We start from the raw sequence: 22,310 nt of genomic DNA on the forward strand, positions 1-22,310 counted from the left end.
GGCATCGGACCTGGTTCCGGCGCCCCTCCGAGTTGTCGGCGTGTCGTCGGCGAGTCGTCGGAGTGTCGTCCGGGACGGAGGGCCGAGCCACGATGTGGCTGCGGGTGCTGGGATCGGCGGCGGGGGGCGGATCCCCCCAGTGGAACTGCGCCTGCCCGGTGTGCGCCGCCGTCCGCGCCCGGGCCGTCCCCGCACGGTCCCAGTCGTCGGTGGCGGTCAGCTCCGACCGCCGCCGATGGTTCCTGATCAACGCCTCACCGGACGTCCGCACCCAGATCGAGGCCTTCCCGGGCCTGCACCCGCACGACGACCGGACGACACCTCTGGAAGCGGTGCTGCTCACCGATTCCGAGCTGGACCACACGCTGGGGCTGCTACTCCTGCGGGAGGCCGACGCCCTGCGGGTGTACGCCACGCCGGCGGTGCACAAGACGCTGGCCGACGGTTCGGCCCTGCTCAGCACGCTGGAGCGTTACTGCCCGGTGGAATGGCGACCGGTGGTACCCGGCGCCGACTTCGCCCTGGGCGACGGGCTGTCCTGCCGGGCGTTCGACGTGCCCACGACCAAGCGGGCGCGGTTCGGAGCCGGGATCGAACACGGCCGGGTCGTGGGCTACCGGCTGACCGACGGGCGCAGCGGGGGGACGCTCGTGTACCTGCCGGGCGTGCAGGCGCTGACGCCGGCGCTGCGGGCCGAGATCGAGGGCTGCGCCTGCCTGCTGATCGACGGGACATGCTGGCGCGACGACGAGTTGGTTCGGCTCGGCCTGGCCGCCAAGACGTCCCGGGCGATGGGCCACCTGCCCATCGACGGCCCGGGCGGCAGCCTGGCGCTGCTCAGGTCGATGGCCGTCGGGCGGGCGATCTACGTGCACATGAACAACACCAACCCGATCCTGCTGGAGGACGCGCCCGAGCGGCGCATCGTGGAGGACAGCGGCATGGAGGTGGCCATGGACGGCCTCGAGGTCCAGGTGTAGGGCCGTGACGACGACAACAACGACTACTGCGACAACGACGGCTTCAGGGACGACCGCGACCACACGCACCGGCGTCGACGACTTCGTCGAGACGCTGCGTGCCCACTCGCGGCGCTACCACGACCAGCACCCGTTCCACGTCCGGATGAACGCGGGCGAGCTGAGCCGCCGGCAGGTCCGGGGATGGGTGGCCAACCGCTTCTACTACCAGGAGAACATCCCTCGCAAGGACGCGGCGATCCTCTCCCACTGCCCCGACGTCGAGGTCCGCCGCCGCTGGATCCGCCGGATCATCGACCACGACGGCACCGCGGCCGGCGAGGGCGGCATCGAGGCGTGGCTGCGCCTCGGCGAGGCCGCCGGGCTGACCCGCGAGGAGGTGCAGGACCACCGCCACCTGGTGCCCGGGGTGCGCTTCGCCGTCGACGCCTACGTGACCTTCACCCGGACCCGTCCATGGGTGGAGGCGGTGGCCTCGTCGCTCACCGAGCTGTTCGCCCCCGACCTGATGGCGCAGCGGCTGGCCGCGTTCGAGCGGTGGTACCCGTGGATCGACCCCGAGGGTCTCGCCTACTTCCGCGCCCGCCTCGAGCAGGCCCCCCGCGACTGCGAGCACGCCCTCGAGGTTGTCACCGCGCACTGCGTGTCCGCCGAGTCCCAGGCGCGCGCCGTCGACGCGCTGTCGTTCAAGTGCGACGTCCTGTGGAGCCTGATGGACGCCATCGACCGGGCCTACCCGCAGTGACCGCCATGGACCCGACCACGACCGGAAGAACCCGGACCGGTACCGGGATCCGACCCGGCACCGCGGTGTCCGGCTCGGTGATATCCGATCTGGCACGGCCCCGGTTGGCGCGCCATGTCCGGATGACGTTCTCCCAGACCCGGCAGCGGCCCGTCCTGCTGCACCCGGAGACGGTCGTGGTGTTGAACGGCAGCGGCGCGGCCATCCTCGAGCTGTGCGACGGGCGGCGCACGGTCGCCGAGATCGTGGCCGAGCTGGGCGCGCGGTACCAGGCCGTCCCCGACGACGAGGTGCGGCGGTTCCTGACCCGGCTCGCCGCCCGGCGCTGCGTGGAGCTCACCGATGGCTGACGCAGGTGAGATCACCAGTCCCTTCGGCCTGCTGGCCGAACTCACCTACCGTTGCCCGCTGGCCTGCGCGTACTGCTCGAACCCGCTGAACATGGCCGACTACTCCGACGAGCTGACCACGGACGAGTGGCGGCGGGTGCTGGTCGAGGCCCGCGATCTGGGGGTCCTGCAGTGCCACCTGTCCGGGGGCGAACCGCTGCTGCGGCGCGACCTGGTGGAGATCGTGGCGGGCGCCGACGAGCTTGGCCTCTACACCAACCTCGTGACCAGTGCCATCGGGCTCTCGCGGCCGAGGGCCGAGCGGCTGCGGGACGCCGGTCTGGACCACGTGCAGGTCAGCATCCAGGCCGACGAGCCCGTCATGTCCGACCGGATCGCCGGGATCCCGTCCTTCCAGCGCAAGATCGAGGCCATGGGCGTGGTCAAGGAGCTGGGCTGGCCGCTCACCGTGAACGTCGTGCTGCACCGGCAGAACATCGACCGCGTCGCCGACCTGCTCGCGCTGGCCGAGGAGGTGGGTGCCGACCGGGTGGAGCTGGCCAACACCCAGTACTACGGCTGGGCGTGGCGCAACCGCGACGCGCTGCTGCCGAGCCGGGCCCAGCTGGGGGCGGCCGAGGTCGTCGTGCGGGCCGCCCGCGAGCGGCTGCGGGACCGCATGGACGTCATCTACGTCATCCCCGACTACTACAGCCGCTACCCGAAGCCCTGCATGGGTGGCTGGGCGTCCCGGCAGCTGACCGTGACGCCGAACGGCGACGTCCTGCCCTGCCCGGCCGCCCAGTCCCTGCCGTTCCCGCGGGCCAGCGTGCGCGAGGCCCCGCTGGAGCAGATCTGGACCGCGTCCCCGGTGATGTCCGCGTTCCGCGGAACGGACTGGATGCCGGATCCCTGCCGGAGCTGCGACCGCCGCGAGCTGGACTTCGGCGGGTGCCGCTGCCAGGCCTTCCAGCTCACCGGCGACGCGGCCCGCACCGACCCGGTCTGCCACCTGTCCCCCGACCACGAGATCGTGACCGAAGCGGTGCGGGCGGCCAACGAGCGGGCACGCCCCGTCGACGTGCTGCCCGTCCCCCGGCCGCACCGGCCCTGACGAGAGGCACCTGCCGTCATGACGTCGATACTGATCTTCGCGGCCGGTGCGGCGTTGCTGGTCTACAGCGCCGAGAAGCTGCTCGTCTACCTCGTCGGGTCGGCCAGCGGCCTGCGCGTGTCGGTGCTCCTGCTGGCCATCGTGTTCACCGGGATCGAGTTCGACGACGTCGCGTTCGGGGTCGTGCTGAACATCGAGGACCTCGGCGAGGTCGCCCTCGGCACCGTGTTCGGCACGGCGATATCGATGACCGGGATCGTGCTCGCGCTCGCCGCGATCCTCACTCCGACCAGAGTGAACATCCCGGGTGTCTACATCGCGCTCTTCGCCGTCTCGCCGCTGGTGATGATCCCGTTCATCCTGCTCGCACCGCTCACGGCCGTGCACGGCGTGATCCTGGTGCTCCTGTTCGTCGCGTTCATCGGCTACGTCGCCTTCAGGGAGCTCCGCAGCGCCACGCCGGTGTTCCGCAACGCCGAGATCCTGGAGAGGCTCGAGGTGGGTGGCGGTGGCGGGCACGCCGTCGCCGATGCCGACCGGCCCACCGACAAGCCGCCCTTCACGGTGACCGTGCCGTTCGACAGGACACGGCCGCTCCCGGGCTGGGCCGGCGTCGGGCTCGCCGTGGTCGCCCTCGTCGGCCTCATCGTCGGTGCCGCGATCATGAGCTTCGGGACCGAGGGCATCCTCGACGAGTACGCGATCGGGGGCACCCTCTTCGGCGCGACGTTCGCCACCCTCGTGCTGACCCTCGAGGACCTCCTCCTGACCGTCGAACCCGCCCGCAGGGGCGCACCGGAGATCGGGGCCGGCAACGTCATCGGCAGCGTCGTCTTCGGGGTCACCGCCAAGCTCGGCATCATCCTTCTCGCCGGCGGCAGCATCGCCGTCGACGACGAAGTGTGGGCCTGGCATCTCCCGGTGCTGATCGTCATGACCGCCGTCGGCGCGTACTTCATCTCCACCGGCCGCCTGCGCCGCTGGCACGGGTTCGTGCTGCTGGCCCTGTACATCGCCTACTGGGTCGTCAGCTTCACCGTGCTCGGGGAAGCCCCGGTCGAAGCGGACTGACGGCGACGGCTCCCGGCCGACGCCGCACCGGGCGACCGATCCCCCCGCGACATCCGACGGGAACCGGCCGGGGATCAGTCCGTCGTTGCCGGGCGTGCCGCACCGAGCAGTCGCTCGATCATGTGAGGGCTGCCCGGCCAGGCATCGAGAAGGACCTCCCGAGGAACGGTGCGGGCCGCGTACCGCAGCAGCAACGCAACCACGATGACGTCGTCCAACGGGCCGATGACCGGCAGGAACTCGGGGATCAGGTCGATCGGCGACAGCACCCACAGCATCGCGACGATGACGGCGATCTTCGCGCGGCGCGGCACGCGCGGATCCTTGCGGAGCACCCGCGCGGTGGTCACGCAGTCCGGCAGGAAGCCGACGAGATCCTTGGCCAGCCCCTCCGGCAGTCGCCGGGCCAGCAGGAACAGCAGCAGCCATGACGCGACCACCACGGCAACGGCGATCAGGATCGCTTGCAGCCAACCAGGCATCACCACTCCATGTCCGCGTCAACGTCTCCCGCGGGAGTGGCGGGCGTGGCTCCCGGCCTGCACGCCGCCCGGTCCGGGCGTCGCAGCCGGCCAGCTGAGGCCCGCGAAGCCCGAACACTACGCCGCAACCGGGACGGCTGCCGGGTCCCGCCCCTCGGAGGCGGCAACTACTGTCGAACCGTCAGCCGGCCGCTCCTCGGAGAACATCCTCATGCTCCTGACCGACCTCGCGCAGGCGTGCCGCTCCTCGGGGCTGCCGGTCACCGAGGTGGCGGGCTGGGCGAGCCGCGGCCGCGGGCAGATGTCGGGCGTGCGGACCGTCGTCTGCCACCACACCGCGGGGCCCGCCACCGGCGAGTTCCCGTCGCTGAGCGTCATCCGCGACGGGCGGCCCGGACTGCCCGGGCCGCTGTCGCACCTGGGACTCGGCCGCAGCGGGCGGGTGTACGTCATCGCGGCGGGCCTGTGCTCCCACACCGGCGCCACCTTCCACCCCGACCAGGGCAACCGCTTCGCGATCGGGATCGAGGCCGAGGCCACCGGCACCGCGGCCTGGCCGCGTGCGCAGCTGGACGCCTACGCCGGCCTGTGCGCGGCGCTGACGTTGCACTACCGGCTCGGTGTGGACCGGGTGCTCGGGCACCGGGAGATCGCGGCCCCCGCCGGCCGCAAGATCGACCCCAACTTCGACATGAACGAGTTCCGCCGCACGGTGGCGCGACTACGGGAGGACGACATGTTCACCGATGCCGACCGGCAGCTGCTCACCCGCCTCGCCCTGCGGGTCGACGTCGGGTTCGCCCGCGACCAGATCCTCACCGCGCTCGGGGTCGCCAACCCCGGTAGCGCCCCCGCCGCGCTGACCGCTCAGCAGCTCGCAGCCATCGCGCCCGCCCGGCGGGTCGACGTCGGCCACGCCCGCGACCAGATCCTCGCCGAGATCGCGGCCCTGTCGGCGCGCATCGCCGAGCTCGAGGCACTCCTCACCCGCACCGAGACTCCCACCGAGACTCCCACCGAGGCCTCCACCGAGCCGCCAGGACCGCAGGCCTCCGGCACGTAGCGCACGCTTACTGGGTCGCCCCCGCGCGGCTCGGCGCAGGCGCGATGACCGCCGCGTCGGGCTGCTCGGCGTAGAGCCGGTCGACGAGGTCCGCCCGGCGGTCGAGGACGACGCGCTGGTTGAGGTAGCCCTTGTCGGTGATCTCACCGGCGTCCAGGTCCGGGGGCTCGGCGCAGAGGAGCAGCCGGGCGACGCGCCCCGCCGAGCCCGTGCCGGCCGCCAGCCGCGCGAGAGTGTCGGCGAGGTGCTCCCGGAGCGCGGGGTGGTCGAGCGGAACGTCGTCGTCGGGACCGAGACGGCACACCGCGCGCGCCTCGGGCAGGTTCAGCCAGGCGAGCGCCGTGACCTCCGCCCGGTCGTGCCCGGCGAGGACGGCGTCGCTGAGCACCCGCGCCGAGGAGACGAGCCCGGTGCGGACGGTGGCGACGCTGACCCAGGTACCGGTGTTCAGCTTGAAGTCCTCCGCGATCCGGCCGTCGAACATCAGCCCCTGGTCGGGGTCGTCCGGATCGACGAACGTGACGGCGTCGCCGGTGCGGTAGAAGCCCTCCTCGTCGAAGGCCTCCGCGGTGGCGTCGGGCCGGTTGAGGTAGCCGGGGGTGATGTTGTCCCCGAGCAGCCGGATCTCCCGCTTGTCGCCGACCGGCACCAGCTTGACGGTCACCCCCGCCAGCGGCACCCCGATGCAGCCGCACCGGGAGCCGGACCAGTGCGCCGACGTCGCCGCGGGCGCGGTCTCCGTGGTGCCCCAGGACGAGGTCAGCGGCACCGGGTGATCGGCGTACCGCTCGACCAGGCGCTCGAGCCGGTCCCACAGCGCAGGCGGCAGCGACGCGGCAGCGTAGAACAGCAGCCGCAACCGGGAGAGGACGTGCCGGGCGAGGGCCTCGTCGGCCTCCAGTCGCGGCAGCAGCATCGCGTAGCCGGCCGGCACGTTGACGTACAGCGTCGGCGCGATCTCGCGCAGCGCGGCCACCGTGCGTCCGAACAGCTCCGGGGTGGGGCGGCCGGCGTCGATGTGCAGCGTGCCGCCGTTGGTGAGCACCATGTGGAGGTTGTGGCTGCCGCCGAAGGTGTGGCTCCAGGGCAGCCAGTCCACGAGCACCGGCGGTTCGTGGGCGAGGAACGGCCACGCCTCGCGCATCATCTGCTGGTTACAGGTGAGCATCCGATGCGTGGTGAGCACGCCCTTGGGCCTGCCGGTCGACCCGGAGGTGAAGAGGACCTTGGCGACGGTGTCGGGGGTGATCGCGGCGAAGGCGCGCTCCACGTCCGGGCGGGGCTGCGTGGCCGCGAGGTCGCCGAGGCGGGCCGCGCCGTGCCGTGCGCCCCGCGCGACGAGGACCGTCCGGTCGGGCGCGGCGACGGCGTCGAGCGCCGCACCGAACGCAGCGGCGTCGTCCGCGAACACCACCCCGGGACCGACGAGCTCGGCCATCGCTCGCAGCTGGCGGTGGTCGCTCGACATCAGCGAGTAGGCGACGCTGGCCGGCACTGCGGGAACGCCCGCCGTGTAGCAGGCGAGCGTGACCAGCAGGTGCTCGATCGAGTTGCCCGACAGCAGCAGGACGGGCCGGTCGGGGCGCGCGCCCCGGTCCAGCAGCCCCTGGGCGATCGCATCGGCACCCCGGCGGGCCTGCGCGTAGCTGAGGGCGATCCTGCCGTCCGGGCCGGGCGCGGTGGCGAGCACCGCGTCCGGTGTGGCGACGGCCCACCGCCGCAGCTCCTGAGCGAGGTGCTCGGCGTGCGGGCCGAGGTCGGCGACCGAGCGCAGCAGGACGCTGCCGTCGGCGCGGGTCTCGTGCGTGATCCTGGGCCGGGCGAAGGTGGCGGCGACGTCCATGATCAGTCCGCCACCTCGAGGACGAGCGCCGCGCCCGTGTCCCCCGCCGCGCACCCGGTGAACAGGCCCAGCCCGCCACCGCGCTGCCGCAGCGTCTCGACGAGCTCCGCGATCGAACGCAGGCCCGTCGGCCCCTGGGGGTGGCCGAAGACGAGGCTGCTCCCGCTGCGGTTGACCGCCTCGACGGCGATCCCGGTCCCGGCGGCGAACCACAGGTCGTTGACGGCGAACGGGTTGTGCGTGGTCACCGCGTGGACCTCGGCGATCTCCCGCCCGGCCGCCCGCAGCGCCGCGTACGCGGCCGGCACCGGCGCCTTGGGCATCCGGCCCTTCGCCACGCGCGCGACACCGCTGGCGAGCACCCGTACGATCCCGGCACCGCCCGCGAGCTCCCGCGCCAGCGCCTCGGTCGTGACGACCGCGCCGGCGCAGCCGTCCGCGGGATGGGTCTGGGCGGCGTAGGAGTGCACGCCGCCGGGATGCGCGGGCGGCAGCTTGCCGATCCCCTCGCGCTCCTTGGGCCGCACCCCCTCGTCGGCGTCGACGACGAGCGCACCGCGCCTGCCCGGGATCTCGACCGGGACGAGCACCCTCCCGCGCACCTCGTCCGCGCCGGCGTACTGCTCCCAGCGCAGCGCGGTGAGGTCGTCGATCTCGTCGCGGGTGACGCCCATCTCGGCCGCGACCGCCTCGCCTGCCTCGATCATCGAGGTGGCCGCCCAGGGGTCGCGGGCGAAGTTGTCCAGCACCCAGTGCTCGGTGAGCGGGGCGCCGCCCGGCCGCGACGGCGCGGGCCAGGACAGCGTGGGGCCGTTCGAGGTGCGGTCCGTGGCGACGACGAGCTGCACGCCCCCGCCCGCGGTGACCGCAGCTGCCGCTGCGTGCAGCGCGGCCACGCTCGTGGCGCAGGCCTGGCTCACCATCGGCCCGGACACGCCGGTCGCGCCGAGCCGGGCGGCGAGCGTGGGCGCCCCGTAGAAGATCTCGGGCTGCGGGACGGTCCAGCCCAGCACGAGCCCGCCGACCCGCCCCGGATCGACACCCCGGTCCGCGAGCGCCCGCGTGGTGACCGCGACCGCGAGGTCGAGGCTGGAGACCTCGGCCAGCGAGCCCTGCCACCTCGCGAACGGCGAGGACCAGGCGTGGCCCAGCGGGATGGCCACATCGGTGTAGTGCACGGGTACTGCTCCCCTCTCTCGCGCTGTCGCGCCGGTCACGCGGGGATCGCGCGACCGGCGCGGGGTCTGGACGCGCTCAGCCGCGGACGGCGGCGACCCAGTCCTGCACGACGGGCACGGGCGTCCCGTCGGGGACCTCGCCGTCGGTGAGCACGAGACCCGTCTTGGCGGCCGGCGCGTCCAGCGGAACCGTCTCCACCCCGGGCAGCCCGGAGACGCTCGCGCCGAGCACGTGCGCCATCGCCCGGTGGAACCGCGCGACGTTGCCGACGGTGCGCGCCTGTGCCGGGTCGACGTCCGCGGTGAGGACGACGCCGTCCACCCCGGCGTCGAGGAACGCGCGGGCGGTGTCGACGAGCCCCGGCGCGCCGCCGAGCACCGCCACGAGCACGGCCGAGTCCCCGAGCGTGACCCGCAGCCGCCGCGTGGCCTCCAGCGCGGCGTCGTGGTGGCCCTCGACGCCCTGGACCCCCGGCAGCGTGACCGGCACCCCGTCGGGCCCGACGGCGTCGATCAGGTCGCCGAGCCCGTTCGCGAGCTGGGTGGGCTCGGCGAGGAACGCCTCCCAGGGACGTTCGGAGATCTTCGCGGCGAGCCGCAGCGCGAGCGGGACGGCCAGCGTGTTCCGGCCGCCCCGCCGCTGGGCGATCGCCTGGGCTCGCGCCCGGGCCGGGAGCACGCCGGTCACATCCGCATCAGCGGCGTGACGACGGCGCCGTCGGGCCACGAGCCGTACAGCTGCAGGACATCCTCGGGCGGCTTGCGCCGCGACCACTCCTCGTGGAACTCGTCCCACCCCTTCCCGCGGGCCTTGCGCTGCTCGCGCACCTGCGACCGCAGGGCTTCGGTCGCCGTCAGGTCGACCCGGCCGGTCTGGGGGTGGAACCGCACGGCGTACACGTGGGCGGCCGCCCAGTCCGAGATCAGCCCGTCCGCGACGTCCTTCTCGACGGCCACCGGATCGCGGTCGATCGGGTCGCCGTAGCCCGCCCCGCCGGTGGAGATCCCGAGCGTGATCACCTGGTCGGCCATCACAGGGCGTGCGGTGCGCGCGTAGGTCTCCGAGACGATCCGGCCGCCGTACTTGCCGGCGAGCAGGCTCGCGAGATCCAGCGCGCCCTCGTCGCCCGCGCGCAGCAACTCGGGGATGTCGACGCCGTCCATGGACAGCCCCGGGCAGGTGCACATCGTGTAGCCGCCGAACAGCGGCTGCGGCGTCTGCACGATCGAGTTGTCGGCGATCGACATGAAGAAGACGAACGGCGCGTGGTGGGTCACCCACAGCTGCGCGGTGCCCACGCCGCCGCGGTGCTTGCCGGCACCGCCCGAGTCCGGCCAGTGCTGGGAGAACGGGACGAGCATCGGCAGCTCGTTCTCCATGCTCTCGACGTCCGGCGCCCGGCCGAACGCGCACCACGGGAAGCCGTAGGCGTTGATGCCGTCCGAGTGCGCCCGCGCGCCCTGACCCTCGGTGTTGATCGTATAGGCGAGCATGTCCGCGAACGGCATTCCCCACTGCGAGACCCCGGCGAGCACGGAGGCGTTGCCGCCGTTGCCGAGCGACGCGGTGACCTGCCGCCACTCCGTGGTGCCGAAGCGGGCCCGGCCGACGCAGTTCGCGATCGCGCTCATCGCGCCCGTCGCGGCCATGACCGAGCAGCTCGTCGCCGCGTTCGGCGCGGGCGAGAGCATCGAGTCGGGTGGGAAGGTGAAGTCGATCGGCTGGAACGTCGCCGACGAGATCGGCAGGTCGTGGAAGACGTACTCGTAGATGTAGTTCGCCAGGTGCCCGATGACCGCCTGCGGGTGCGCGTTGTAGGACGACCCGTTCTCCGGGCTGGTGCCCGTGAAGTCGATGTGGAGCGTGTCGTCGCGCTTGGTCATGGTCATGAAGCAGTTGCGGAGCAGACCCGTGACGTTGCCGGCGGCGTCGGAGAACGTGGCGCACCGGTAGACCCCGTCCGGCCAGGAGGCCAGCCGCGTGCGGGCGCCCTGCTCGGCCTCGACGAGCATCCGGCGGAACAGGCCCGTGACGAAGTCCTTGCCCTCGCGGGCGAACATCTCCAGCAGGCGCACCCGCACCCGGTCCGCCGTGGTGCAGCGGGCCCGCAGGTCGACGGTCACGCTCGTCTCCGAGCGCAGCCCGAACGCGGCGAACATCTCGATCACGTCGTGGCGCAGGACGTGGTCCTGCCCGATCTTCATCGGGGGCAGGTTCATGCCCTCGTCGAAGCGGGACTTCGCCGAGACCGGCATGCCGCCGGGCTCGCAGGCGCCGGTCTCGGTGGTGTGCGACAGCGCCGCCGTCCACGCCACCAGCTCGCCGTCGAAGAACACCGGCATGATCGCGACCTGGTCGGGGTTGTGGATCCCGCCGTAGAGCGCGTCGTTGGTGTACCAGATGTCGCCGTCGGCGATGCCCGGGTTCTCCCGGAAGTTCGCCAGGATGTACTTGATGACGATCGGCGGGATCACGGCGTGCAGGTACGTGCCGGCGCTCGCGTTGACCAGGTCGCCCTGCGCGGTGAACATCGCGACGATCGAGTCGCCCGCGACGCCCATCTGGGAGCGCGACGAGCGCATGAACACCTCGTAGCCCTCGTCGAGGATGTCCGCGGTGCGCTGCACCCCGATCTCGTAGGCGCCGGTGCCCACCGTCGCCAGGCACTCCAGCTCGTACGGCGTGGGCTCGCTGACCTTCAGTGCGGCGAGCTTCTCCGCCAGGCTCGGGTAGCTCATGCCCGGGCTCCTTCCAGGACCGCCGCGGCGGCGCGTGCCGTCGCGACGGGCCTGTTCTGCAGCAGGCCGAGGCCGTGCTCGTCGATGGTCAGGCTCTTGCCGGGCGGCACGACGATGGTCGTGAAGTGCGCCTCGACCAGGGCGGGGCCGTCGACGCGGTTGCCGGGGGCGAGCGTGTCGAACGTGTAGACCGGGGTCTCGCTGCGCCTGCCGTGCTCGGGCCAGTAGGCCTCGCGGGTGGAGACCCGCGCCGCCCCTGGGTCGGTGCCACCGATCTCGCGCTCGGGCAGCACCAGCTTCTCGGTCGGCACCGTCGCCTTGACGACGATGTTCTCGATGTAGGCGCCGCCGGGCTTGTTCACCACGTGCGGGCTGAACGCCTCGGAGTACTCCCTCTCGAACTCGTCGTAGACCGCCTGCGCTTCCGCCGGGGAGTTGATCTGCAGCAGCGGCGAGGCGACCCGCTTCACCTGCACCTGCCCGCCGTAGAGCATGTCCAGCTCGACGGAGAACAGCGCCTGGGCGGGGTTCAGGCCCTCCGAGACCAGGTCGGCCTCCGCCTGGGCGATCATCTCGCGGATCGGCGCGTTGTAGGCCTCGTAGTCGTCGGTGAACGCCTGCGTCATCCCGTTGAGGAACAGCAGCCGCCGGGACCGCTCGTAGACGTGCATGATGTCCATGACCGAGCTGCCGAGCGCGGAGAACACCGGCGCCTGGGGGAAGATCACCGACGTCGGCACGTCCGCGCCGTACCCGGCGACGTGCGTGGGGCCGCCACCGCCGAACGCGAACAGGACGAAGTCCTCCGGGTGGTAGCCGCGCAGGTGCACCTCGCGCTTGATCGCCGAGGCCATGTTCTGCTCGACGATCCGGCGGATTAGCGCGGCGGCCTCGTCCACCGGCAGGCCGAGCGGCTTCGCGATCCTCGACTCGATCGCCTCCACGGCCTTCTCGCGGTGGAGCGGCATCCGCCCGTCGAAGTACCCGTCGGGTGCGATGTAGCCGAGGACGACGTCGGCGTCGGTGACGGTCGGCTCGGTGCCGCCGAGGTCGTAGCAGGCCGGTCCGGGGTAGGAGCCCGCCGAGCGCGGCCCGACCTCCAACCTGCCGCCGAGCAGCTCGTTGATCCACGCGATGGAGCCGCCGCCGGCGCCCATGGTGGTGGACTGCAGCATGGAGATGCCGACCATCCACTTGTCGATGATCGGGCGGAACTCGTAGGAGCGCACCGACGCGTCGACGACCATGCCCAGGTCGAAGCTCGTGCCGCCGACGTCGGAGGCGATGACGTTGCGGTACCCGAGTGCCTTGCCGATGTGGAAGCTGCCCATCAGTCCCGAGATCGGGCCGCCGTTGTAGGTGCGCGACGCGGTGGTCTTGAAGATCTCGGCCGAGCCGCCGGTGTTGTGGGTGAGCAGGAAGCTGCCGCGGTAGCCGTGGTCGCGCAGCTGGTCCCAGGTGGTCTCCATCTCGGCCTTGATGGACGACTGGAGGTAGGCGTCGAGGATCGCGGTCATCGTCCGCTCGTACTCGCCGACCTTGGCCACGACCTCGTGGGAGAGCACCACCGGCAGGTAGCCGACGTGGTAGCTGCGGTACTCCTCGCGGATGATCTCGCGGATCCGCCGCTCGTGGGCCGGGTTGGCGAAGCTCCACAGCAGCGAGACCGCGATCGCACGCGCACCGCCGTCGACGAGCGTGCGCAGCTTGCGGCGCACGTCGTCCTCGTCGAGCGGGCGCAGCACGGCCCCGAACGAGTCGACGCGCTCGCGGACCCCGGCGATCATGTCGCGGGTGACCAACGGCGCCGGCTTGTTCTGCACCGCGACGTTGCGCCGTTCCGAGATGCGGGTGCCGTCGGTCCACTGGGCGCCGCGACCGATGAGGACCGCGTCCTCGTGGCCCTCGGTCGTGATCAGTCCCAGGCGTGGGCCCTTGCGCTCGATGAGCCGGTTCATCGCGACCGTCGTCGAGTAGCGGACGATCTCCACGCGGGGCAGCAGCTCGTCGATCGCGAGGCCCACCTGCTCGGCACCGTCGGTGAGCACGTCGAGGAACCCGACCGATAGGTCGTAGGGCGTGGTCGGCGCCTTGGCGGTGATCCGCCGGTCGTCCCAGGTCAGGACGAGGTCGGTGAACGTCCCGCCCACGTCGATGTCGATCGCCTTCACGCCGCACCGTCCACCTTCTGCACGGCGAGCTTGCCGTGCTCGTCGATGCGCAGCTCACCGGCGGCGAGCTTGCGCTTGAGGCCGTCGAGGTCGATCTCGGTGTCGTGGGTGATCGGGTGGCCCGGGGGCAGGTACTCGGTCTCCACCTGGCGCCCGCAGCCGGGGCAGTAGAACTCGAGGATGCGGATCCACTGCGGGTTCGGGGAGAACGTGTACTCGCCCTCGATCAGCGGCGGGTGCACCTCACCCGGGTCGCGCTCGTGGATCAGCAGGCCCTTCTTGTAGTTGTCCCGGGCCGGCCCGACGTCGTGGCCGCAGGAGTGGCACCGCCACCGCTCGGCATCGACGTCCAGGTCCAGGTACTCGGCGACGTGGACGGTGGTGTTCTGGCCCATCAGTTCCCTCCTCGCGTCGCCACGGCGTCGCCGTGCGCATCCACGTCCAGCGACCAGCCCGGCCCGATCAGCCAGGTGAAGGCGCCCCCGTCGACGAGGGCGGGGCCGGTCAGGGCCGAGCCGGCGACCGAAGCCCAGTTGTGGGTCGGGATTCCGCCGCGCTCGCCCGTGCCGCCCGCCGCTGCGCCTGCGGTGTCGGCGGTGTCGGCGGTGTCGGCGGTGTCGGCGGTGTCGGCGGTGGCGTCCCTGTCGAGCGAGGGCAGGGCGAACCGGGCCGTGAGCCGCACCAGCGCCGGGTCCGCCACCGACGACAGCGCCCCCTCCACCGAGGTGTCCACCGCGGTGCCCGAGGCTCCGCGGACCTCCCAGACCAGGGCGGCCCCGTCCGGGTCGAAGCCCTCGCCGCGCAGGTCCCGGCGCGCCTCGTCGGCGAGCGTGGCGGCCGCCGCACGTGCGGCCACGGACGAGTGGACCGCCGACTCGTAGACGTGCACGACGTCGGAGATCGCCGACCCGTAGGCCGACAGCACGTTGCCGAACCCGAACAGCCGCACCGCCCGCGCCCCGATGCGCTCCGCGACCCCGGTCGCGAACAGCGGGCCGTTGCCGCCGAACGCGTAGACCGTGGTGTCGGCCGGGTCCCAGCCCATCTCCGCCGCGGTCTCGCGGGCCAGGTCGGCCGTCATGTCGAACGCCGTGTCGACGATCCGCTGCGCGGCGTCCTGCGCGGAGAGCCCCAGCGGATCACCGACGTTGCGGACCACCGCGGCGCGCGCCGCCTCGACGTCGAGCGTGCGCCGCCCGTCGAGGAAGGCCGTCGGCGACAGGTAGCCGAGCAGCACGAGCGCGTCGGTCGTGGTGGCGTTGCGCCCGCCGAGGCCGTAGCAGGCGGGGCCGGGCGCGGCGCCCATCGAGTCGGGGCCGAGCGTCACCGCCGCGTCCACGGCGCGCGCGACCGAGCCGCCGCCGAGGGCGATCGAGCGCAGCAGCGGCAGGTTCGTCCGCACGGGGATGCCGAACAGGTGCCCGTCCTCGCGGTCGACGACGCGGCCGTCCTGCACCGCGGACGCCTTGGCGGTGGTGCCGCCGACGTCGATCGCGAGGACCTTCGCGTCCCCGTGCACCGCCGCCTCGTGCGCACTCGCGTGCGTGCCGAACAGCGGCCCGGACTCGATGGTGTCGAACGCGGTGGTCTTGCCGATCCGCGCGACACCGCCGTTGATGTGGCCGACCAGCACGTTGCCCCGCCAGGAGTGCTCCTGCTTGAGCGTCTCCTCCGCGCGGTACAGCGTCGTCGCCAGCGACGGGTGCACGTAGGCGTTGATCAGCGACACGAACGTGCGGGTGGCGTCGTCGGGGCGCAGCAGGATCTCGCTCGCCGGCAGCGCCGGGATGGAGCCGAGGAAGTGGTCGGGGTACTGCGCGTCGATCATCGCGACGATCGCGCGCTCGCGGGAGCTGTCCTCGAACGCGCCCTCGAGCGAGATGTTGATCCGCCGGATGCCCTTGTCGAACAGGCCCTTGACCGCCGTGCGCACCTCGTCGTCCGGGGCGTCGGCGCTGATCCCGGTGATGTTCTCGCGCATGACCAGAGAGCCGACGACCGTCGCCGCGTCCTGCGGTGTGGTGTAGAGGTCGTCCTCGTGCCCGGCGCTCACCATCAGGCCGAGCTTCGGGCCGGTCTTCTGCGCCAGCACGTTCGACGTGATCGTCGAGGACCAGCGGATCAGCGCCACGCCGTCGAGGAGGTCGCGCAGCGTGGCCGCGCCGACCCGCCTGCGGGCCGCCTCCAGCACCTCCATGAACGCGATCGTCACGTCGTGCGGGGTGGTCTCCACCTTGACCGAGAACACCGCATTGAATCCGAACCTGGGCGCGCTCCCGCTGACCAGACCGTCGGTCATGGTCCCGCCGGTATCGATGTCGATGTTCAACACGGCGCCGTCACCTCCTCTGCTGCTGCATTGGTCGATTCCGGGCTCGCTCCGCTCCTCGCTCGCTAGCGCTCGCTGCGATGCTCACTCGCCCTCCATCTCCGCTTCAGTGGTCGATTCCGGGCTCGCTCCGCTCCTCGCTCGCTAACGCTCGCTGCGATGCTCACTCGCCCTCCATCTCCGCTTCAGTGGTCGATTCCGGGCTCGCTCCGCTCCTCGCTCGCTAGCGCTCGCTGCGATGCTCACTCGCCCTCCATCTCCGCTTGATCAACTTGGCCTTCATCTCCCAGCGCGGCAGGGCCCCCGGCGGCACCAGGTCGACCCGGGCGGGAACGACGAGCTGGTCGCGCAGCGCCCGCTCGACCTCGCCACGCAGCCCGTCGAGGTCCTCCTCGTCCGGGCCGTACTCGACCTGCAGGTGCAGCGGCGGGCGTACCACCGGACCCTGGTCGGCGAGCAGGATCTGCAGCGCCCCGGTCGTCCGCGGCGCGATGCCGGCGACGACGTCCTGCACCGCGCTCGGCCACACGTTGACGCCCGCGACGAACAGCAGGTCGTCGGTTCGCCCCGCGCAGTGCAGCCGCGGGCTCGTCCGCCCGCACGCGCACGGGCTCATGGTCACCGTGACCCGGTCACGCACCCGGAAGCGGACGAGCGGCACGCACTCACGACGCAGGTGCGTCGCGACCAGCTCGCCCTCGACACCGTCGAGCCACTCCAGCCGCTCCCCCGTCGCCGGGTCGACGAGCTCGACCAGCAGCTCGTCCTGCCCGCACAGGTGCAGCCCGTCCTGCTCGGGGCAGCTCGCGAGGTAGATCGGGAACACGTCCGCGTTGCCCATGCCGTCGGACACCGTCGCGCCGTAGTCGGCCTCGAGCTGCTTGCGTACGGCCGGTATCGACCCGCCGGGCTCGGCCCCGACGAGAAGCTTGCGCAGGCCCAGCTCGCCCGGCTCCATCCCGAGGCGGTCCCGGCAGTACTCCGCCAGGTACGTCGCATACGAGGGAGTGCACATCAGCGCCGTCGCACCGAGGTCTCGGATGCTCTGCACCACACGGTCGCTCGCGCCCGTGCCGATCGGCACGAACGTCGCCCCGATCCGTTCGGTGGCGTCCTTCAGCGGCAGCCCGCCGACGAAGAACCCGAGCCCGAACGCGTGCACGACCACGTCGTCGGGGCGCATCCCCTCGCAGTACAGGACCCGCGCGACCACCTCGGTCCAGCTCTCGCGGTCCGCATGGGTGATCCCGACATAGCTGGGCTGGCCGGTGGTGCCGCTCGAGGCGTGGATCCGCACGACGTCGACCATCGGGACCGCGGCGTGCCGACCCAGCGGAGGAGCGGCGAGCTGGCTGTCGCGCAGCAGCTCCTTCGTCGTGAACGGGGCGTCGAAGTCCTCCAGCGACCTCACCGCGAGCGGGTCGAAGCCGGCGGCCTTCCACAGCTCCGCATAGAACGGCGAACGCTGCGCGACGGAGGCGAGTTGGGCCTGCAGGCGGTCGAGCTGCAGCACACGCATCTGCTCGCGCGGCATCGCTTCGACCGCCGGGGCGAACATCGTCCCGTCAGGGGCGCTCATCGGGCGATCCCCGGTCGTTCGCGGTCGTCCTCGTAGTCGACGAGGTAGCGGCGCACGGCGCGCTCGGCGGCGTCGGGCTCCCCGTCGTCGACCAGCCGCATGACGTGCGTCAGGCGCTCCTTGACGTCGGCGCACCAGCGGGCGTCACGGACCCGCTCGCCCAGGCTCATCGCGATCGGCGCGCGCAGGCTCTGGTACACCGCGACGAACACCGGGTTGGCCGACGACTCCACCAGCGCGAGGTGGAACGCCACGATCGCCTGTACCGTGCGCGCCGGCCGGTTGCCTGCCAGGCCGAGCTTGCGGACCGCACGGGCCAGATCGTTCGCGTCGCGGGCCTGCGCGGCGAGCCGCGCGGCCCACGGCTCGATCGCCAGCCGGACGTCCATCACGTGGCGCGGCTCGACGTTCAGCGTGGACAGCGGCGCGGTGGTGATCGCGTGGAACTCCTCGGGCTCCGGCGCAGCGACGAACCGCCCCCCGCCGTAACCCCGACGCACCTCCAGGTAGCCGGAGACCTCCAGTGCCTTCAGCGCCTCGCGCAGCATCGGCCGCGAGACCCCGAGCTGGGTGGCCAGCTCCGGCTCCGACGGCAGCCGGTGGCCGGTCGGGAGGTCGCCCCGCACGATCGCGCCGCGCAGGCTCGCGACGATCTTCTCGAAGCCGCGGCCCACGCCGATCGGCTCGAACACGTAATCCGGTTCCTGCACGGTCACCGGGCACCCCCTCCGGAGATTGACGCGCCGACCGGATCGGCACCGCGCGGGCGGCCGCGCGCGGTGCTGCCGGACACCCGCCGGCCGGCCGGCGGGCGCGGAGGACCGTGCTGCGATGCAACGGCCCATTGTCGTGGTCACGGGCTGACGACTCCTGGAGTGGCAGGCTGACATCTGACATCAGCTTGTGAACGGCGTCACCGTACGGCAGCCCTCGAGCGGGGGTCAATACCCCACGGCAGACGTGCGTCGATGCAGCTCACACGTAGCACGTTCAGGCCATCTACCAGGAGACTCTTGAGATTCCTGTTCGCCGCCCGGGTTGACGGAGTCGCATCCTATGCCTGTCATCACGTCCTGACATCTGACATCAGTCTGAAGGGACCGGGCAGGAGCTGAGCAGCAATCGGATCATCGCCACCTGCTCCTCGCGGACCTTCACGGCGCCGGCCGCGATGGGCGGGGCGACGTCAATGCGTTCGCTCCCTCGCGGATCAGTGGGTTGCGGATGCCAGCTGGATTGTGGATGATGAGCGTACTCCAGATTGTGTGCGCACAGGTGCGACTGACCAGAGAGCGGGAAACCATGTCGCCGACTGTCCGGCCTGAAGACCTCTGGGGAACCTGGCGGCTGAAGTCTTATGCAGCGCACGCCGCGGACGGTAGCGCCCCATACTTTCCGCTTGGACGAGACGCGCTCGGCTTTATCTACTACTCCCCGACCGGGCATATGGCAGCCCAGCTGATGCAGCGGGGCCGAACGAGCTCCGCGACGCGTTGGGATGACATATCTGCCGAAGACGGGCAGGTTGCGGCCCGTGGGTATATTGCCTACGCGGGAACATATTCCATCAGCAACCATATCGTTACCCACCACGTTGAGACAAGCCTCTTTCCTCACTGGGTTGGAACGGACCTGCAACGGCTTGCCACAGTGAGCGGCGGGCACCTCGAACTCAGGGTTGCCGAGCCCGTGCGCATGCAGGGCGCCATGCGCAGACCCGTGCTCCAATGGGTAAGGCTCTATGCATCCTGATTCATTCGGTTGACTCGTCGACGTGCTGAGTCGCAATCACACTTGTGCGCACAGGACTTCTGGAGGATTCTCCTCATCCACAATATTGCCTGGCGACCGCGATGGAGTTGAAAGCATGACCACGTACGACCCCGAGCACACGGCAATCCTCCTGATCGACCCATACAACGACTTCCTGTCTGAAGGAGGGAAGCTCTGGCCGCTACTGAAAGAGGCGGCCGAGGAGATTGATCTCATTGAGAACCTGCGCCTGGTTGTTGGAGGTGCGCGGGAAGCTGGAATCAGGGTGGTCTGGGTGCCGCACCGACGGTGGCGCGAAGGTGACTACGACGGGTGGCGTTTCCTGAGCCCGGCTCAGGTGAATAACAGCAGAAGTCACTTCTTTGCGGCCGACACATGGGGAGGCGACTGGCATCCCGACTTCGTTCCATCCCCCGGCGACATCGTTGCGAAGGAGCATTGGGCGCAGAGCGGCTTCCCCAATACTGATCTTGAGTTTCTGCTCAAGCAGCATGGAATCACCCATGTGATCTCCGTCGGACTTCTTGCGAACACCTGTGTCGAATCCACATCGCGTTTCGCGATGGAACTGGGGTATCATGTGACGCTTGTCAGCGATGCGACGGTGGCAATAAAGCCAGGAGCGTGGCGTGCGGCAAATGAGATCAATGGACCTACCTATGCACACTCGATCCTGAGCTCGGACGAACTTGTCAAGACATTGCAGGCTGCAGGTCTTGATGCAATGGACGTCTCGTGATCACAGGTGAACTCTTCATTGGTAGCACGCGACTCGATCCAGGGCATGGTTACCTGCGCGCCATAGATCCATCTCGCGCCATGGAAATCGAACCTCCATTTGCCCTGGCCGGCCCGGAGGAAGTGGACAAGGCTGCAGGTCTCGCCGATGAAGCCTTCGACACCTACAGTCGCACGAGCCTCGAGGATCGAGCACGCTTCCTCGAGCGAATTGCTGACAACCTCGGCGGGATCGCGCCCGAGCTCGCCGACCGGACATCCCGTGAAACGGGCATAGCCGCAGCGCAACTTGAGGTTCAGGCCGGCCGGGCCGCAGTCGTGCTCCGGAAGTTCGCTGCTGTTGTTCGCGCCGGCCGGTTCCTGAACTTGACCATCGACTCGGCACAGCCGGATCGGCAGCCGGTTCCGCGCATGGATCACCGGCTCATGAAAGTGCCCGTCGGCCCGGTCGTGGTCTTCGGCGCGAGCAACTTCCCTATTTCCTATTCGGTTGTCGGTGGCGACACCGCATCTGCATTGGCGAGCGGGTGCCCGGTAATCGTGAAGGCTCACAACGCGCATCTCGGCTCGTCGGAGATGCAGGCTCAAGTCATTACCGACGCGGTGGCCGCCGAGGGACTTCCGAACGGAGTATTCTCGCTGCTGACCGGCGCCGGCAACGAGATCGGTGAGTCATTGGTGCGGCATCCTCTGGTGAAATCCGTGTGCTTCACGGGGTCGGAGAGAGGCGGGATGGCGCTCTATCGAATCGCGCAGCGACGGGAGGAGCCGATCCCCGTTTTTTGCGAGATGACGAGCGTGAATCCGACGTTTGCGCTGCCCGCAGCTCTCGCGGCACGAGGTGGCGACATCGGGCGCGGGTTCATCGAGCGAACGCTGTTCAATGCGGGACAGGCCTGCCTCAAACCCGCTGTCTTGATCGCCGTGCGGGGCGAAGGTATGGCCGAGCTGCGACAGGCGATGGTCGACGTGATTCGCGCGGCGCCAGCCAGTACCCTGCTGAGTACAGGAATCGCCGATGCCTACAAGGCCGGGCTCGAGCGGTTGCAGAAGAGTGGCGCAGTCGTGATCGCCCGAGGGGCGGGGGCCGAGGAGAGGATCGACGGCAACCCTACCCTCCTCGAGGTTGGCGCCACAGAGTTCATCGGCGCCCCTCCCCTGGCAGAGGAGGTGTTCGGGCCGAGTGCGCTGTTGGTCAATGCCGAGGATGCGACTGAGCTCGTGACCGCCGCGGAAACGCTTCGCGGCCAATTGTCCGCGGCAATGCATCTCGAGCCCGCCGACCTCGACCTCGCGAAGAAACTCCTCCCAATTCTCGAACGACGAACGGGGAGGATCGTGATCAATGCTTTTTGCCAGCCGCAGGAAGTTGAGCATGCGACTACTCATGGAGGCCCGTTCCCGGCCACCACAGACAGCAGGTTCACCTCTGTTGGCCTGTCGGCCATCGACCGATTTCTTCGCCCGGTGACCTATCAGGACTTCCCTGCAGAGTTGTTGCCGGCGCCTCTTCGAGACCCGAACGATCTGCGGCTGTTGCGACTGGTAGATGGGGAGCTCACGCAGGAATGATACTCCGAGGAGGAACGACAAGGTGGGGTACTCGCGAGCAGACAAGGCCAACGCACACGCCCGAATAATCCGGCACGCTTCGCGGAGTATTCGAGAGGAAGGAACTGCACGCCCGAGTGTCGCAGGCCTGATGCAGCGTGCGGGGCTGACGCACGGCGGATTCTACAAGCACTTTTCTTCACGTGAAGAGCTCATCGTGGAATCGGCGGTGGCTGCGCTCGCGGACGGTCACGAAAAGATGCAGCGATCGGCTGCGAAGAATCCGGAGGATCCGTTCGCGGGTATCGTCGACGACTACCTCAGCGAGCGGCACTGCGACGATCCAGGTGGAGGATGCGCTCTCGTCACTCTCGGCGCCGATGCCGGCCGTGGTGGGACAGAATTGCGGGCCGCGTACGCGGACACTGTCAGGCAGTATATTGATCTGCTGACGACCGATGGCGAGAGTTCCGACCGGTCAGCTGCTGCGTCGTCATTGAGCACCCTGGTCGGAGCAGTACTGCTTGCTCGGGCAGTCGGCGATGCAGACCTTTCGGCCGAGATACTGGCTGCGGCGAAGTCCGGTCTGTTGAAGGCACACGGCTCGCCAGAAAACTAGCTGGCT

Annotated in this window: 20 protein-coding genes; 10 read left to right on the forward strand and 10 right to left on the reverse strand. The window is 70.6% G+C overall.

Translation table 11 applies throughout. From position 1 onward, the window contains the following. Positions 1 to 62: 62 nt before the first annotated feature. The 5 genes from pqqB (at position 63) to AB7J25_RS07590 (ending at position 4,239) form a co-directional block, all read left to right on the forward strand. A complete protein-coding gene (gene pqqB, locus AB7J25_RS07570) occupies positions 63 to 980 on the forward strand; it encodes a pyrroloquinoline quinone biosynthesis protein PqqB (protein ID WP_428506503.1) in 918 nt (305 codons plus the stop codon). A gap of 4 nt (positions 981 to 984) precedes the next feature. Next, positions 985 to 1,725, forward strand: coding sequence for a pyrroloquinoline-quinone synthase PqqC (pqqC, locus tag AB7J25_RS07575; RefSeq protein ID WP_428506505.1), 741 nt, complete (start codon positions 985 to 987; stop codon positions 1,723 to 1,725). Between the two features lie 122 nt (positions 1,726 to 1,847). Further along, positions 1,848 to 2,075 carry a pyrroloquinoline quinone biosynthesis peptide chaperone PqqD gene (gene pqqD / locus AB7J25_RS07580; protein WP_428506507.1) on the forward strand — a complete coding sequence of 76 codons (228 nt, stop codon included), beginning with the start codon at positions 1,848 to 1,850 and terminating at the stop codon, positions 2,073 to 2,075. Beyond that, the gene (gene pqqE, locus AB7J25_RS07585; RefSeq protein WP_428506509.1) at positions 2,068 to 3,168 is read left to right on the forward strand and encodes a pyrroloquinoline quinone biosynthesis protein PqqE; all 1,101 of its coding nucleotides are present in this window, start codon (positions 2,068 to 2,070) and stop codon (positions 3,166 to 3,168) included. The genes pqqD and pqqE overlap by 8 nt, the downstream gene beginning before the upstream one ends. An 18-nt stretch (positions 3,169 to 3,186) precedes the next feature. Beyond that, positions 3,187 to 4,239: a sodium:calcium antiporter gene (locus AB7J25_RS07590; protein WP_428506511.1), complete on the forward strand. Its 1,053-nt coding sequence runs from the start codon at positions 3,187 to 3,189 to the stop codon at positions 4,237 to 4,239. Between the two features lie 74 nt (positions 4,240 to 4,313). On the opposite strand, the gene AB7J25_RS07595 is transcribed toward AB7J25_RS07590, so the two are convergent. Continuing rightward, positions 4,314 to 4,721, reverse strand: coding sequence for a YkvA family protein (locus AB7J25_RS07595; protein ID WP_428506513.1), 408 nt, complete (start codon positions 4,719 to 4,721; stop codon positions 4,314 to 4,316). 211 nt (positions 4,722 to 4,932) lie between these two features. Here AB7J25_RS07595 and AB7J25_RS07600 point away from each other — a divergent pair, with 211 nt between their 5' ends. After that, positions 4,933 to 5,784, forward strand: a complete 852-nt coding sequence (locus tag AB7J25_RS07600) for an N-acetylmuramoyl-L-alanine amidase (RefSeq protein WP_428506515.1) — start codon at positions 4,933 to 4,935, stop codon at positions 5,782 to 5,784. 7 nt (positions 5,785 to 5,791) lie between these two features. On the opposite strand, the gene AB7J25_RS07605 is transcribed toward AB7J25_RS07600, so the two are convergent. From AB7J25_RS07605 to AB7J25_RS07645, 9 genes are all read right to left on the reverse strand, one after another. After that, positions 5,792 to 7,627 (reverse strand): feruloyl-CoA synthase, encoded by a 1,836-nt coding sequence (locus AB7J25_RS07605; RefSeq protein ID WP_428506517.1) that lies wholly within the window; start codon positions 7,625 to 7,627, stop codon positions 5,792 to 5,794. A 2-nt stretch (positions 7,628 to 7,629) separates the two neighbouring features. After that, positions 7,630 to 8,805: a thiolase family protein gene (locus AB7J25_RS07610; protein ID WP_428506519.1), complete on the reverse strand. Its 1,176-nt coding sequence runs from the start codon at positions 8,803 to 8,805 to the stop codon at positions 7,630 to 7,632. Positions 8,806 to 8,881: 76 nt separating this feature from the next. Beyond that, a complete protein-coding gene (locus AB7J25_RS07615) occupies positions 8,882 to 9,493 on the reverse strand; it encodes a hypothetical protein (RefSeq protein ID WP_428506521.1) in 612 nt (203 codons plus the stop codon). Then, entirely contained in the window at positions 9,490 to 11,544 is a 2,055-nt protein-coding gene (locus tag AB7J25_RS07620) for a hydantoinase B/oxoprolinase family protein (protein ID WP_428506523.1), read from the reverse strand. The genes AB7J25_RS07615 and AB7J25_RS07620 overlap by 4 nt, the downstream gene beginning before the upstream one ends. After that, complete coding sequence (locus AB7J25_RS07625) at positions 11,541 to 13,715, reverse strand: hydantoinase/oxoprolinase family protein (protein WP_428506525.1); 2,175 nt, start codon at positions 13,713 to 13,715, stop codon at positions 11,541 to 11,543. Before AB7J25_RS07625 ends, AB7J25_RS07620 begins: the two co-directional genes overlap by 4 nt. Beyond that, a complete protein-coding gene (locus AB7J25_RS07630; protein ID WP_428506527.1) occupies positions 13,712 to 14,110 on the reverse strand; it encodes an acetone carboxylase subunit gamma in 399 nt (132 codons plus the stop codon). The genes AB7J25_RS07625 and AB7J25_RS07630 overlap by 4 nt, the downstream gene beginning before the upstream one ends. Further along, positions 14,110 to 16,047 carry a hydantoinase/oxoprolinase family protein gene (locus tag AB7J25_RS07635; RefSeq protein ID WP_428506529.1) on the reverse strand — a complete coding sequence of 646 codons (1,938 nt, stop codon included), beginning with the start codon at positions 16,045 to 16,047 and terminating at the stop codon, positions 14,110 to 14,112. The genes AB7J25_RS07630 and AB7J25_RS07635 overlap by 1 nt, the downstream gene beginning before the upstream one ends. Positions 16,048 to 16,267: 220 nt before the next feature. Continuing rightward, positions 16,268 to 17,623 (reverse strand): phenylacetate--CoA ligase family protein, encoded by a 1,356-nt coding sequence (locus AB7J25_RS07640; protein ID WP_428506531.1) that lies wholly within the window; start codon positions 17,621 to 17,623, stop codon positions 16,268 to 16,270. After that, positions 17,620 to 18,339 carry a FadR/GntR family transcriptional regulator gene (locus tag AB7J25_RS07645; protein ID WP_428506533.1) on the reverse strand — a complete coding sequence of 240 codons (720 nt, stop codon included), beginning with the start codon at positions 18,337 to 18,339 and terminating at the stop codon, positions 17,620 to 17,622. The genes AB7J25_RS07640 and AB7J25_RS07645 overlap by 4 nt, the downstream gene beginning before the upstream one ends. Before the next feature lie 586 nt (positions 18,340 to 18,925). Here AB7J25_RS07645 and AB7J25_RS07650 point away from each other — a divergent pair. The 4 genes from AB7J25_RS07650 to AB7J25_RS07665 all read left to right on the forward strand — a co-directional run bounded on the left by AB7J25_RS07650 (position 18,926) and on the right by AB7J25_RS07665 (position 22,304). After that, positions 18,926 to 19,375, forward strand: a complete 450-nt coding sequence (locus AB7J25_RS07650) for a lipocalin-like domain-containing protein (RefSeq protein ID WP_428506592.1) — start codon at positions 18,926 to 18,928, stop codon at positions 19,373 to 19,375. A 115-nt stretch (positions 19,376 to 19,490) separates the two neighbouring features. Then, complete coding sequence (locus tag AB7J25_RS07655) at positions 19,491 to 20,135, forward strand: cysteine hydrolase family protein (RefSeq protein ID WP_428506534.1); 645 nt, start codon at positions 19,491 to 19,493, stop codon at positions 20,133 to 20,135. Next, the gene (locus AB7J25_RS07660; RefSeq protein WP_428506536.1) at positions 20,132 to 21,706 is read left to right on the forward strand and encodes an aldehyde dehydrogenase (NADP(+)); all 1,575 of its coding nucleotides are present in this window, start codon (positions 20,132 to 20,134) and stop codon (positions 21,704 to 21,706) included. The genes AB7J25_RS07655 and AB7J25_RS07660 overlap by 4 nt, the downstream gene beginning before the upstream one ends. Beyond that, positions 21,684 to 22,304 (forward strand): TetR/AcrR family transcriptional regulator, encoded by a 621-nt coding sequence (locus AB7J25_RS07665; RefSeq protein ID WP_428506538.1) that lies wholly within the window; start codon positions 21,684 to 21,686, stop codon positions 22,302 to 22,304. Before AB7J25_RS07660 ends, AB7J25_RS07665 begins: the two co-directional genes overlap by 23 nt. The last annotated feature ends 6 nt before the right edge of the window (positions 22,305 to 22,310 follow it).

It is taken from the genome of Pseudonocardia sp. (assembly GCF_050246655.1).
GTDB lineage: Bacteria > Actinomycetota > Actinomycetes > Mycobacteriales > Pseudonocardiaceae > Pseudonocardia.

Coding starts and splice junctions, on each gene's coding strand:
- pqqD (WP_428506507.1), top strand. CDS start 1,848: ATGACGTTCTCCCAGACCCGGCAGCGGCCCGTCCTGCTGCACCCGGAG.
- pqqE (WP_428506509.1), top strand. CDS start 2,068: ATGGCTGACGCAGGTGAGATCACCAGTCCCTTCGGCCTGCTGGCCGAA.
- AB7J25_RS07590 (WP_428506511.1), top strand. CDS start 3,187: ATGACGTCGATACTGATCTTCGCGGCCGGTGCGGCGTTGCTGGTCTAC.
- AB7J25_RS07595 (WP_428506513.1), bottom strand. CDS start 4,721: ATGCCTGGTTGGCTGCAAGCGATCCTGATCGCCGTTGCCGTGGTGGTC.
- AB7J25_RS07600 (WP_428506515.1), top strand. CDS start 4,933: ATGCTCCTGACCGACCTCGCGCAGGCGTGCCGCTCCTCGGGGCTGCCG.
- AB7J25_RS07605 (WP_428506517.1), bottom strand. CDS start 7,627: ATGGACGTCGCCGCCACCTTCGCCCGGCCCAGGATCACGCACGAGACC.
- AB7J25_RS07620 (WP_428506523.1), bottom strand. CDS start 11,544: ATGAGCTACCCGAGCCTGGCGGAGAAGCTCGCCGCACTGAAGGTCAGC.
- AB7J25_RS07630 (WP_428506527.1), bottom strand. CDS start 14,110: ATGGGCCAGAACACCACCGTCCACGTCGCCGAGTACCTGGACCTGGAC.
- AB7J25_RS07640 (WP_428506531.1), bottom strand. CDS start 17,623: ATGAGCGCCCCTGACGGGACGATGTTCGCCCCGGCGGTCGAAGCGATG.
- AB7J25_RS07650 (WP_428506592.1), top strand. CDS start 18,926: ATGTCGCCGACTGTCCGGCCTGAAGACCTCTGGGGAACCTGGCGGCTG.
- AB7J25_RS07655 (WP_428506534.1), top strand. CDS start 19,491: ATGACCACGTACGACCCCGAGCACACGGCAATCCTCCTGATCGACCCA.
- AB7J25_RS07665 (WP_428506538.1), top strand. CDS start 21,684: ATGGGGAGCTCACGCAGGAATGATACTCCGAGGAGGAACGACAAGGTG.